The organism is Epibacterium sp. HA2-3, assembly GCF_055693725.2.
On sequence record NZ_JBVFUL020000002.1, the window covers coordinates 259494 to 272500 of the forward strand.

Consider the following 13007-nt stretch of genomic DNA (forward strand, 5'->3'; position numbering starts at 1 on the left):
CCGCGCCGACCTCTCAATGATCAACTGAGCAACGTCAGCCAAAGGAGCACGGTCACAACGCTTGAGGCGGTCGCAATCAAGACCGAAGACGCCGCAACACGTTTGGCCCGCCCGTACATATTGGCAAAGATATAGCCATTGACGCCCGGCGCCATGGCCGCATTCAGGACGCCCGAGCGGAAGAGATCCTGGCGCACATCCAATGCAGATCCGAGCGCGTAGACGATGGCCGGATGCAAAAGCAACGCAATACAGCAGACCATCGCAATGGTGCGCAGATCCCCTTCGGGCCGGTACTGCACCATGATCCCACCAAGCGCAAAAAGCGCCGTGGGCAGACCCGCCTTGGCCACCAGTGCCAGCGCATCATCGACGGGTTCGGGCACGCTCAATCCCGAGAGATTTACCGCAAACCCCGCCAGTATGGCGAGGATCAGGTTGTTCTTGAAAATTGACCGGAACACGGATGTGGCCGTACGCAGTCCCCCCTGCCCGCGATTGCGGATAATCTCCATCGCAGTGATGCCAAGCGCATAGCAGAACGGCGAGTGAAACGCGATAATCGCGTAATTCCCTATCAGCGCATCGGGACCGAAGGCGCGTTCCGTGATCGGCAGCCCCAAAAGAACAGAGTTTGAAAACAGGCAACAAAAGCCAATGGCGACGCAGTCTTCCCAATCGCGCTTGAAAAACACACGCGCACCCATAAACCCGGCGAAGAAACAAATCGCCGCGCCAGTGTAAAAACTGATCAGCAAGCGCGGATCAAAGCCGGATTGGAGGTCGATCCCCGCCATGGCGCGAAATAGCAGAAAGGGGATCGCGACCCCTTGGGCGAATTTCATTAATCCGTCGATCTGGACCTGCTGAAACACCCCGCGAAGAGTGAGCCCATACCCGATGCCGACGACCACAAAGACAGGCAGGACGACATTGATAAGATTGAAAATCATCTGCGTGTCGTCCCGGTTCTCGAAAAAGTCTGTCGTTTAATAATCGCTATGGATCACCATCCCATCAAAGGCGGGCGTGATGTGATCGGGGGTTTCGGCCTCGACCGTGTCATAATCCAGATCAATATGCATATTCGTCAGAACTGCGCGCGCAGGCTGCATGCGATCAATCCACGACAAAGCATCCTGATATGAGAAATGCGTTGGATGCGGCGTACGTCGCAATGCGTCGATGATCCAGCATTCCAGTCCTTCGAGCACCGGCACCACAGGCTCGGGAATCTTGGCGACATCCGGCAGATAGGCGAGGTCCCCGATCCGGAACCCAAGCGCATCGATTGCGCCGTGTTCGACCAGAAACGGCAGGAACGGGATGCTGCCACCAGCGCCTGAAATCGTAAAGGCGCCCTCGATATCACGCATCTCCAGAATGGGTGGGTAGCTCGACCCTTCAGGCTGGATAAACGCATAACCAAAACGATCAAGGAGATCGGCTTTGGTCGGCGCATCAGCATAGACGGGGATACGTTCGCGCATGTTGAAGACAACCATGCGCAAATCGTCGATCCCATGGACGTGGTCCGCATGGGGATGCGTGTAAACCACCGCATCCAGCCGCCCGACTCCGGCATCCAACAGCTGATTGCGCATGTCGGGACTGGTGTCGATCAACACCGTTGTGGTGCCATCCGGACCGTCTTGCTCCACCAGCATGGAGCAGCGGCGGCGGGTGTTCTTGGGGTTCTTGGGGTCGCAATCGCCCCAATGGCCGCCAAGACGCGGCACACCGCCGGAGGACCCGCAACCAAGGATCGTGCAGCGCAGGGTTGGCATCAGGTAGCGGCCTCATATTGCGCGGCCTTCCAGAACAGCCGGTCAAAGTTTTCCTGTGTACGGGCCGCGAACTCGGCGTATTCGAGACCAAAGACCTCGGCTCCGACCTTGGCCGTATGCGCGGTATAGGCCGGTTCATTGCGTTTGCCGCGATAGGGCGGCGGTGCGAGATAGGGGCTGTCGGTTTCCACCAAAACGCGATCAATGGGTGCTTCGGCAAAAATATCGCGCAGCTCTTGGCTCTTGGGGAAAGCCGCGATCCCGGACATCGAGAGATAAAACCCAAGATCCAGCGCTGCACGTCCAAGTGATGCGGAGGACGAGAAGCAATGCATAACGCAGGAGTATTCCTTTACGGCATGTGCCTCGCGAAGGATCCGCGCCATATCGTCATCCGCGGCCCGGGCGTGGATAATAAGCGGCAATCCGGTTTCCTGCGCCGCCTCGATGTGAACCGAGAGGCTGCGTTTCTGGATCTCGGCGCTGTCGACCGTGTAGTGGTAATCCAAGCCCGTCTCGCCGATGCCAACGAATTTTGGATGCTGCGCGAGGGCTACCAATTCCTCGACCGAGACCAGAGGTTCGTCCGCGGCGCTCATGGGATGAGTTCCGGCGGCGTAGAATACTGGTTCATACTTCTCAGCGAGCGCACGCACGGCGGCTTCGTTTTTGAGCTTGGTACAGATAGTCACCATACGGGTGACGCCTGCCTCCGCCGCGCGCGCCAGAACCTCGGGGAGTTCTCCCTCGAAATCAGGGAAATCGAGGTGGCAATGGCTATCTGTAATCTGCGGGGTCGTCATGGTTGCCTCTGTCGCGTTCCTGCTGTCGCGGTCCTAGCGCTGATCGCGCAGGCAAAAACCTCAGCGCGACGCGGTGTCCTGCATCTTGAACACCGTATCTAGGACGAGCGCCGCAGGGTCAAGGTTCACGGCCTGACCGTGGCGTGTGCGCTCTGTCACTGTCGCTGCAAGATCGGCCCAGGCGCGGGCCCGCTGCGGGTTTGGCGACAACCGGGTCAGGATCGCACCTTCGTTTGGGGCCGCCTCCGGTGTTGGCGCAAGCCCCGTGGCCCCGGTTCGGGCCAACCGAACGAGCAGCACATCCAAAAGGGTCAGCATCAGCTCAAACCGTTCTGCGCCACCACGCGCGGCTGCTTTTTCCGCAAGCGCCATAGCCCTCTGGCGATCAAGGCGCGGCAGGCTGTCAACGATCGCAAGGAGCTCACCATAGAGCTTCATTCCATCCAGTGACAGCAGCCTCATTGCAGCTCCCACCGACCCGGCCGCGAGCGCCGCAAGATAGGTCGGATCATCGGGAAGTGCGGCTCCAGCCTGTTCAAGCGCAGTCTGCATGTCATCTGGCGCCAAGGGCCCAAGACGCAATGTCCGGCACCGTGACCGGATCGTAGGCAGCAAGCGCGAAGGCTGATGCGAAATCAACAAAAGTGTTGTGCGGGCGGGCGGCTCTTCAAGCATCTTGAGCAATGCATTGGCCGCGTTGACGTTCATTTCGTCAGCGCTGTCGACAATCACGACACGGCGACCGCCCTCTGCAGAAGACAGGCCAAAGAACCGGTTCAGAACACGAATGTCATCGACCACGATCTGATCGCGCAAACGGCCCTTATCGTTGTAGCTGCGGGTAATTGCCGCCAATCCTGGCTCTGCCAGGGCCTGAATGCGATGGCTCACCGGATGATCGGGAGCAACATCAAGGCTCTGTGGCGGCGGAGGTGCCCCAAAGAGACCGTCATCCTCCACCGGAGGCGTTGCCAGCAGGAAGCGTGCGATGCGCCAGGCCAAGGTTGCCTTGCCCACTCCGCGCGGACCCATAATCAGCCAGGCATGATGCAGACGCTCTGACGAGAAAGCGCTAAGGAACTCCGCTTCGGCCTCCGCATGTCCAAAGAGATGCGCCGTTTCCCGCGGATGGGGGGCGCCTTCGGCCTGATCGGCACGGGGAAGGTCATCAACCTCGCTCATACGCGCTGTTCCAGCTCCGCCTCGACAATGCGCACAACATCCGCTGCAACCGCATCCATATCACGGGCGCCATCCACAATGCGGAAACGGTCAGCAAATTCATCGGCCAGCGCCAAGAACCCCGCCCGCATTTTTTCCTGTAATGCGAGGCCAAAATCCTCAAAACGCTCTTCGGTGCCCTGACGCCCCTTGGCCCGCGCAAGACCGGTTTCGGGATCCATATCAATGAGGATCGTCACATCTGGCTCCCGCCCGATCATCAGCGCATGAAGCTCGTCCACGGTGGCACGCAGGTCCCCGCGCGAAAGCCCCTGATACATGCGGGTGGAATCCGCGAACCGGTCGCAGATGACAACCTTGCCTGCCGAAAGCGCAGGCAGGATCGTCCGCTCCAGATGGTCGCGCCGCGCCGCTGTGAACAATAGGATTTCCGTCTCTGCCGACCAGCGGTCCGGGTCGCCCTCCAGCACGAGACGGCGAATTTCCTCGGCGCCCTCTGATCCGCCCGGTTCACGCGTCAGCACGACCTCGCGGCCCAGCCCGCGCAAATGCTCCGCCAGCAGGCGGCATTGAGACGATTTACCCGACCCGTCGATGCCTTCGAAGGTCAGAAAGAGGCCGGAGCCTTGGTTTTGGGTCACGTTGCGTCCTCAGGACCGTTCAGAAAGCGCTGCACCAAAACCCGGGCCGCAGTCATGACCTTCACCGGAAAGCCCCCGGTCCCTACATCCGCTTGCGCCACCAGAGGCAAACGCATTTCGGGAAGGTCTTCGGGATGAACAACCAGTTCCGCCAACTGCTGACCGGCCTGAATCGGCGCGGTAACGGGGCCGGTATAGACAACTTCGGCCTTCACTGCATCATCGGAAAGCGCCGGCAGCAGGATCTCAAGATCCTCGGCGGGCACCAGCCCGACGGTTGGGCTGTCACCCATCCAGACTTCGGCCTGCTCGACGGCGATCCCCTCGCGCGCGATGGTTTTCTTGGTGAACTGGCGGAAAGACCAATTCACGATCGCCTCGCTCTCTTCGGCGCGCTCAGGCGTACTGTTCAGCCCCGAGATCACAAAGATCACCCTCCGGTCGCCCTGTTTGGCAGAGCCAACAAGACCATATCCGGCCTCTTGGGTGTGGCCGGTTTTGAGCCCATCCGCCCCGATGTCCAGTTGCAGCAGCGGGTTTCGGTTGCGTGTATTTGACGGCGCACGGCTGTCGAATTCAAACACCTGCTCAGCGAACATCGGATAGAATTCGGGGAAATCCTCGATAAGATGCTCTGCCAGAATAGCCAGATCGCGCACCGACATGCGGTGGCCATCATCTGGCCATCCGTTCGAGTTCATAAAGGTGCTGTCGTTCATGCCAAGCTCGCGCGCGCGGCGTGTCATGTAGCGCGCGAATCCTGCCTCGGTGCCATCGGGGCTGAGCGCCTCTGCAATCACCGCGCAGGCATCATTGCCAGAGAGCACGATTATGCCACGCAGCAGATCCTCGACACGCACCCGGTCAGTGGTGTCGAGGAACATCGTCGAGCCCTTGTAGCTCATGGCGTGCTCGCTCACTGGAAGGCGCTCATCCATGGTAAGTCGCCCGTCCCTGACGGCCTCGAAAGCGACATAGAGCGTCATCAACTTGGACATGGATGCGGGCGGCATCGGCACATCCGCATTCTTGCTCAGGAGAACCGTATTGGTCCCCTGATCCACCACATAGGCGGCGCGGGCTTTGGTCTCAAAGGCCTGAACCGCGGTTGTGGAACTCGCAATCCACAGCCCAGCCAGAACACCGATGCAGGTCAACGAAATACAGCGAATAGTCACGGGGGAGATCCTCCCTTGGAGCGCTTGTCTGATGTGCGGGTCCGGGCCGGACGGCCCAGATCAGTTTGTCACGGCATAGGCGTCGGCAAAACCAGCGGCCTTGACCGCCTTCAGCAGCTGAGTCCGCTCGCCTTTGGACTGAGCGGGCCCGACCACCACGCGCCAGAACGCCTTGCCGTTGGAAGACTGCTCATAGACTGTGGGGATGATCCCCGCATTGCGCATCTGGTCGGCGGTGCGTTTGGCGTTGGCCTCGACGCTAAAAATACCGATCTGAATGTATGGCTTTGCCAAGGCAGATCGAGGAGATGGCGTTGGCGCCGTAGGGGCAGGCTCGGGTGCGGGTGCCGCGGCCTCGATGGCAGCGGCTGCACCACCGGCAATTGGATCCAGCGCTTGTGTTTCCACCGCCGCCGTTTCTGCAACCTGTGGCTGCTCTTCAAGCCCCTCAATTTCAGGGATCTCAGCCTCAGGCGGGATGTCCTCGACGGCCTCGCGGCGCAGGGCTGTGACATTCAGTTCCACAGGCGCGCCCGCCAGCATGGACAGGGCTGCCGCCGCATCCGAAGATACCTGCAGGCGCGGTCCCGGAATCGCCCGCTCGCGCCGGAACAGGGCCCCAATGACGAATTTGCCGTTGGCGTTGTTGCGAATGATCACCCGCTCGGGATCTTTCACGTCTGGATGCGCCACCCAGACCCCACCGATTGAGGGGCGACCGTCCCACAGGCCAGCTTCGGTCACCTGAAAGACATCCGGGGCTTCGACATCGCGCTCTACAAGCTTAGTGGAATTGCTGGGCAGGCCTTGTTCAGCTTTGTCCTTGGGTTGAAGGAACGGAAGATTGGCGCCCTCTTCGCAGCCCGCAAGAACCAATGCGCCAGTTAGCGCAAGGATCGCGCCACTGGGAACCAATCTCTGAAGTCTCGCCGGGCCAGAAACCTTGTCTTTCATGCGCGTGTCCTGCCTGCTCATGGTCCATCATCACCTGTATTCGCCTCGACGCAGCCCTCTTGTGACATTGCTTCTCACAAAGGGTGCCGATTTTTCGGTCTTCTACGTCTTTGCTCAGAGCATAAACGCAGTGTTTTGGTATGGAAACCCTGACGTTTCCGCAATCCGGAACGATGGGCGATGGATTGCGCGTCGCGCCTGCATGATTTGCGGCGCGGGCAGCATTTCTCCTTGCCACCAGCGCGCCCACATCCTAAACCCCACAACAATTCGATCTGCAGGACCGGGGAGGTGGCAGAGTGGTCGAATGCGGCGGTCTTGAAAACCGTTGAACGTGAGAGCGTTCCCAGGGTTCGAATCCCTGTCTCCCCGCCATTGAATTAGCAACTTAGCAGGCGCCGCGTTGGGCGATATGAGTCCCAATCCAGCGCCATGTTAGGCCCCATGGTGCAGCGAATTTGGGCTTTGCCTTTTTCGAACTCTATTGCCGGTCGGCATTGCCAAATGAATAGGGGTGCCCAGCGGCGCCCTTTCTAGTCAGTAGTGGAAGCGAAGCTGGAGAATCTCCAGAACCTGATCCGCGCCACTCCCTCGTAATCGATATACCATCCTGTGCTCGCGGTTGATCCGCTTGGAACTGAAACCCGACAAGTCTCCCTTTAGCTTCTCCGCCTTGTGCGACCTACCGGTTGGGTCCCGCATGGTCTCCCGGATGATGCTGTTCACGCGATCCAGTATTTTTTGGTCGGCGGCCAGCCAGTATTGGTAGTCGTCCCACCCATTACTCGAAAAAGTCACCTTCAATTTGCTTACCGCCCCCTGCGGCTATCTCAGAGATAGAGTCGCGCAAGCGCTGAGCGTTTTGAGGCGAAGACAGGAGATAGTTGGTCTCCTGTTGCGCATTCCAGTCCTCCAGCGACACCATTACCACGGCCTCGCCCTTACTCCTGGAAATGACTATCTCCTCGTGCCCAGAGGTCACGCGGTCCATCAGGTTCTTCAGGTCAGCGCGCGCAGCGCTGTAGTTCACGACGTCCATCACTCTCTCCTCTGGCCCAGCACGCTGGGTAGTCACTCATCTCCTGATAGATCTTATCGTACAATAAATGGTACAAGTCAAGCCCCTCGCCCAACGGCTGCGATTTTGGCGTTGACATCCGATGTTACTTTTAGACGGTGCCAAAATGGTAAGGCGAGGTGTCGCATTTTTGTTTTATAGTCATATGTCAGGGATTGACCCTAGTATGGCTCTAAAAAGGGACAGTCTTACAAAATTATCCAATGTTTTCTGAGGAAAGTGACGGTCTTGAAAACCGTTAAACGTGAGATCGTTCCCAGGGTTCGAATCCCTGTCTCCCCGCCACAAAATCAATGGGTTACGGTCTTTCATACAGACCTAGGAAAACGCCGAAATTTGCCGGTTTCCCCAAAAGTTTCCCACTTTCACGTTTTGCACCATTTTTGTTCTCGCAGGTTTTGAGCCTCTTTCGCGAGGCGTTTTTGGCTCGCACCCTTGGAGTATTTTTTGCACCATCGAGAGGCTCTTGTGGCCTGTGATTCCCGCAACCTGATGGTCGGTGCAGCCCGCTTCCGCAAGCTAACCCGCAGCACTATACCGGGGCCCGTGGAGAGAGTAGTGCATCAGACCAGCAGTTCTGCACACACGAATAACTTGCTTTTGCAACTGATCATAATTCAGCTGATGGCCCGACTCATCTGTCAAAATGAAGCGTGACTTTGAGGTGTCGACCCCAGCGACAACACCCGAGAGCCGCTTTGTGAAGGGGATCCAGAGCAGAACACTCGTTTTACCTTGAGTGACTCAAATGCCCCCATCTTCGATATGGCCCCACTCCATTCTCGTGAGGCCTGGTGCGCGTTGCCCCGTGCCAAGAGCAAGCTCAAAAATCAGCAAGGCTAATCCATCCGCCTGTTCGCGATAGGCCGCAATAGCAGCGACCTGCTCCCCGCTGGTCCCTCGTTCATAACGAGAGTCTGCAGGTTGGATCTGGGTATTCGGGTTCCCCGTTTGGCGCAATCGCGCCGGGCGCGGAGCCCTCAAATTTCTCAAGCGTCCGGCGCGCTTGCTGCGGCGTTTGGCTGCCCAAGGACGAGTGTGGCCTGACTGTGTTATAGTCGTGGCGCCACAGGGCCAGCTTGCGCCGCGCGTCATCCAGGCTGTCGAAGATCTCCTCGTTTAACAGCTCGTCGCGCAAGCTGCCGTTGAAGCTTTCGATGAACGCATTCTGCTGTGGCTTGCCCGGATCGATATAGTGCCACGGCACCTCGTGCGCGTCGGCCCATTTCAGGCTAACCCGACTGATGAACTCCGTGCCATTGTCGCTGACAACGCAACCGGGCTTGCCGTAGATCCGGATCAGGGCGCTAAGCTCACGGGCAACCCGTGCGCCGGACAGGCCGGTGTCCGCCACGAGGCACAAGCATTCCCGAGTGCAATCATCGATCACGGCCAAGATCCGGAACTTCCGCGAGGCGCCGAAGCTGTCAGACACGAAGTCCAAGGACCAGCGCGCGTTGGGCCACTCGGCAACCGGCATCGGCGTCCGTGTACCCGCTTCCGGCCACGTCGTCGTTTCACTGACAACCCTTCCTCGCGGTAGATGCGATACAGCGCTACGCCCTACAAAAGATCCCCCGGACCTTTTGCTTTACGGGCTCCGATGTGGTTCATGATCATGCCTTTGCGCTCCAACAGAACGCCGATCCGGCGATAGCCGAACCGACGCCACTTGGCGGCGATCTCCTGCATTTCCTTGCGGATCTCGACACAGTCCGGTGGGCGTTCACGCCGGACTGTTTTGGGATCGACACCGACAAGCCTGCAGGCCCGGCGCTGCGAGATGTCATGATCCCGCATAACCCGAAGCGCCGCATCTCGCCGCTTGATCAATGTCGTCAGGGTCGGCCTTGCCCTCGAACCGATGGCGGGCTGGCGGCCTCTATTCCCAGCAGGTCTTTCAACACGACGTTGTCCAGCATGGTGTCCGCCAGCAGGCGCTTCAGCTTGGCATTCTCGTCCTCAAGGGCCTTTGGCCTCGCAGCCTCGGACACCTCCATGCCGCCATACTTGGCCTTCAATTTGTAGAACGTCGCCGTGCTCAGGCCGTGCCTACGGCACACCTCAGCCGTCGGCATTCCCGCCTCCTGTTCCTTGATCATCCCGATTATCTGCGCCTCGGTGAAACGGCTCTTTCTCATGTGTCTGCTCCTTCAAAGTTGGCGCAGACTCTACATTAAAGTGAGGGATTTCGAGGGGGCAGGTCAGTTTCTGTCGAAGCCCTTGGGACGAGATATGCTGGACCAACTTGTTTCCGAGTTCTCGTGACCCTTGTGCGTTGTTTTGGTTTTTTGAACGCCGCAATCCCCCGCGGATGCGAGGTTTAGGTTTGTTGTAATCATGTATTTGATTTGGTTGCGGGAGTAGGATTTGAACCTACGACCTTCAGGTTATGAGCCTGACGAGCTACCTGGCTGCTCCATCCCGCGTTGTTTGTTTTGTTTTTTTGTTTAGAGAGGATTTATTTGGGTTCTTATTAGGTTTGGCGGTGCCCTACTCTCCCACACCTTAAGATGCAGTACCATCGGCGCAACAGCGCTTAACTTCCGGGTTCGGGAAGGGACCGGGTGTTTCGCTTGTGCTTTGGCCACCAAACCGAATAAGAACCCAACTGAGTTTTTGCTCAGGGTATCAACGTATTGATCGTCCTTTTTTTCAGGAGATCAACGTGTTGACCCTTTTATGAGGGTCAACGGGTTGTCCAAGTTTTGTTTTTGCTTTTTGGTTTTTGGCTGTCTTTTACTGGATCAGATCAAGCCAATCGGGCGATTAGTACCGGTCAACTGAACGCATTGCTGCGCTTACATCTCCGGCCTATTGACGTGGTGGTCTTCCACGGCCCTCAGGGATACCTTGTTTTGAGGGGGGCTTCCCGCTTAGATGCCTTCAGCGGTTATCCTTTCCGATCATAGCTACCCTGCACTACCGTTGGCACGATAACAGGTCCACCAGTGGATCGTTCACCCCGGTCCTCTCGTACTAGGGGCAACTCCTCTCAAGTATCCTACACCCACGGCAGATAGGGACCGAACTGTCTCACGACGTTCTAAACCCAGCTCACGTACCTCTTTAAACGGCGAACAGCCGTACCCTTGGGACCTGCTCCAGCCCCAGGATGAGATGAGCCGACATCGAGGTGCCAAACACTGCCGTCGATATGGACTCTTGGGCAGTATCAGCCTGTTATCCCCGGCGTACCTTTTATCCGTTGAGCGATGGCCCTTCCACTCGGGACCACCGGATCACTATGGCCGACTTTCGTCTCTGCTCGACTTGTCAGTCTCGCAGTCAGGCAGGCTTTTGCCATTGCACTCAACGAGCGATTTCCGACCGCTCTGAGCCCACCTTCGCGCGCCTCCGTTACGCTTTAGGAGGCGACCGCCCCAGTCAAACTACCCGCCACGCAGGGTCCCGGATCCCGGTAAGGGACCGCGGTTAGACATCAAGAGTGCGAAGGGTGGTATCTCAAGGATGGCTCCACAGGAACTAGCGTTCCTGCTTCGATGCCTACCACCTATCCTGCACATCACAATCCTGATGCCAGTGCGAAGCTGTAGTAAAGGTGCACGGGGTCTTTCCGTCTAACCGCGGGAAGCCTGCATCTTGACAGGCAATTCAATTTCGCTGAGTCGATGTTGGAGACAGCGGGGAAGTCGTTACGCCATTCGTGCAGGTCGGAACTTACCCGACAAGGAATTTCGCTACCTTAGGACCGTTATAGTTACGGCCGCCGTTTACCTGGGCTTCAATTCGGAGCTCTCACCCCTCCTTTTAACCTTCAGGCACCGGGCAGGCGTCAGACCCTATACGTCGTCTTGCGACTTCGCAGAGCCCTGTGTTTTTAATAAACAGTCGCCACCCCCTGGTTTGTGCCCCCGGATTCCACTTGCGTAGGACCCGGGCCTCCTTCTCGCGAACTTACGGAGGTATTTTGCCGAGTTCCTTCAACATCGTTCTCTCAAGCGCCTTGGTATTCTCTACCAGTCCACCTGTGTCGGTTTAGGGTACGGTCTGATGGAGGGCTATTTCCAGGGACCAATCAGCGGCCCGCCCAATCCGATAAGGGCGAACAACCTTCATGATCCGTCACATCCTCCTGGCCCAGGAATATTAACCTGGTTCCCATCGCCTACGCCTTTCGGCCTCGGCTTAGGGGCCGGCTTACCCTGCTCAGATTAGCTTTAAGCAGGAACCCTTGGACTTTCGGCGAGAGTGTCTCTCACACTCTTTGTCGCTACTCATGTCATCATTCTCGCTAGTGATCTCTCCACGGGATCGCTCACGCGCCCGCTTCATCGAAAGAACTGTTCCTCCAATGACCCCGAGGGGTCTAAGGAGGAGCTGTTCTATGTCACACTACGCTCTGCTACCATGCACTATGTGCATCCTCGGCTTCGGCTCATGGCTTGAGCCCCGTTACATCTTCGCCGCAGGACGTCTTATTTAGACCAGTGAGCTGTTACGCTATCTTTAAAGGATGGCTGCTTCTAAGCCAACCTCCTGGTTGTTTTGGACATCCCACCTGCTTTCCCACTTAGCCATGAATTAGGGGCCTTAGCCGGAGGTCAGGGTTGTTTCCCTCTCCACTACGGACGTTAGCATCCGCAGTGTGTCTGCCATCTAGTACTCCCGGGTATTCGGAGTTTGGTTAGGATCAGTAAGCCTGTGGGGCCCCATTACCCATCCAGTGCTCTACCCCCCGGGGTATTCGGATGACGCTCTACCTAAATAGATTTCGCAGAGAACCAGCTATCTCCGAGTTTGATTGGCCTTTCACCCCTAGGCACAACTCATCCCGACCTTTTTCAACAGGTGTGGGTTCGGACCTCCAGTGCGTGTTACCGCACCTTCATCCTGGTCATGCCTAGATCACTCGGTTTCGGGTCTGATCCCACGAACTCATGCGCCCTATTAAGACTCGCTTTCGCTGCGCCTACACCTAACGGCTTAAGCTTGCTCGTAAGACCAAGTCGATGACCCATTATACAAAAGGTACGCTGTCAGCTCGCAAGGAGCCTCCAACTGATTGTAGGCGTTCGGTTTCAGGTACTGTTTCACTCCCCTCGTCGGGGTGCTTTTCACCTTTCCCTCACGGTACTGGTTCGCTATCGGTCAGTAAGGAGTACTTAGCCTTCGGAGGTGGTCCTCCGATCTTCAGACAGGATTTCACGTGTCCCGCCCTACTTAATACGTCCCTCAGAGCTTCCTATACGGGGCTGTCACCCGCTATGGCTGTGCTTCCCAACACATTCTAGTCACTCATCAGGCTCGGCTGGTTCCCGTTCGCTCGCCGCTACTAGGGAAGTCTCTATTGATGTCCTTTCCTCCGGGTACTTAGATGTTTCAGTTCCCCGGGTTTGCTCTTAAAACCCTATGTATTCAGG

Annotated in this window: 9 protein-coding genes, 2 tRNA genes, 2 rRNA genes and 1 pseudogene (1 of these 14 only partly in view); 1 reads left to right on the forward strand and 13 read right to left on the reverse strand. The window is 57.6% G+C overall.

The genetic code is table 11. The features are described 5' to 3' along the window. Positions 1–20: 20 nt before the first annotated feature. The 7 genes from ACZ1HH_RS15740 to ACZ1HH_RS15770 are packed head-to-tail and all read right to left on the reverse strand — an operon-like array spanning position 21 to position 6545. Positions 21–953 (reverse strand): AEC family transporter, encoded by a 933-nt coding sequence (locus ACZ1HH_RS15740; protein WP_472635294.1) that lies wholly within the window; start codon positions 951–953, stop codon positions 21–23. Positions 954–989: 36 nt separating this feature from the next. Beyond that, positions 990–1787 (reverse strand): MBL fold metallo-hydrolase, encoded by a 798-nt coding sequence (locus ACZ1HH_RS15745; protein ID WP_472635295.1) that lies wholly within the window; start codon positions 1785–1787, stop codon positions 990–992. Continuing rightward, positions 1787–2590 (reverse strand): TatD family hydrolase, encoded by an 804-nt coding sequence (locus tag ACZ1HH_RS15750; protein ID WP_472635296.1) that lies wholly within the window; start codon positions 2588–2590, stop codon positions 1787–1789. Before ACZ1HH_RS15750 ends, ACZ1HH_RS15745 begins: the two co-directional genes overlap by 1 nt. Before the next feature lie 60 nt (positions 2591–2650). Then, a complete protein-coding gene (locus ACZ1HH_RS15755; protein WP_472635297.1) occupies positions 2651–3772 on the reverse strand; it encodes a DNA polymerase III subunit delta' in 1122 nt (373 codons plus the stop codon). Further along, entirely contained in the window at positions 3769–4413 is a 645-nt protein-coding gene (tmk, locus tag ACZ1HH_RS15760) for a dTMP kinase (RefSeq protein WP_472635298.1), read from the reverse strand. The genes ACZ1HH_RS15755 and tmk overlap by 4 nt, the downstream gene beginning before the upstream one ends. Next, entirely contained in the window at positions 4410–5591 is a 1182-nt protein-coding gene (locus ACZ1HH_RS15765; protein WP_487320507.1) for a D-alanyl-D-alanine carboxypeptidase family protein, read from the reverse strand. The genes tmk and ACZ1HH_RS15765 overlap by 4 nt, the downstream gene beginning before the upstream one ends. A gap of 60 nt (positions 5592–5651) precedes the next feature. Continuing rightward, a complete protein-coding gene (locus ACZ1HH_RS15770; RefSeq protein WP_416369651.1) occupies positions 5652–6545 on the reverse strand; it encodes an SPOR domain-containing protein in 894 nt (297 codons plus the stop codon). Between the two features lie 285 nt (positions 6546–6830). Here ACZ1HH_RS15770 and ACZ1HH_RS15775 point away from each other — a divergent pair. After that, positions 6831–6920: transfer RNA gene (locus tag ACZ1HH_RS15775), tRNA-Ser, on the forward strand. A 162-nt stretch (positions 6921–7082) separates the two neighbouring features. Here ACZ1HH_RS15775 and ACZ1HH_RS15780 read toward each other — a convergent pair. The 6 genes and pseudogenes from ACZ1HH_RS15780 to ACZ1HH_RS15805 form a co-directional block, all read right to left on the reverse strand. Continuing rightward, positions 7083–7343 carry a Txe/YoeB family addiction module toxin gene (locus ACZ1HH_RS15780; protein ID WP_472635299.1) on the reverse strand — a complete coding sequence of 87 codons (261 nt, stop codon included), beginning with the start codon at positions 7341–7343 and terminating at the stop codon, positions 7083–7085. Further along, on the reverse strand, positions 7327–7584 hold the full coding sequence (locus ACZ1HH_RS15785; RefSeq protein ID WP_472635300.1) for a type II toxin-antitoxin system Phd/YefM family antitoxin: 258 nt from the start codon (positions 7582–7584) through the stop codon (positions 7327–7329). Before ACZ1HH_RS15785 ends, ACZ1HH_RS15780 begins: the two co-directional genes overlap by 17 nt. A gap of 943 nt (positions 7585–8527) precedes the next feature. Then, positions 8528–9764 (reverse strand): annotated as a pseudogene (locus ACZ1HH_RS15790) (IS3 family transposase). Positions 9765–9975: 211 nt separating this feature from the next. Further along, positions 9976–10052, reverse strand: a tRNA-Met gene (locus tag ACZ1HH_RS15795). A gap of 51 nt (positions 10053–10103) precedes the next feature. Then, positions 10104–10218, reverse strand: a 5S ribosomal RNA gene (gene rrf, locus ACZ1HH_RS15800). 153 nt (positions 10219–10371) lie between these two features. After that, positions 10372–13007: ribosomal RNA gene (locus ACZ1HH_RS15805) — 23S ribosomal RNA — on the reverse strand; it runs 197 nt beyond the window's last position.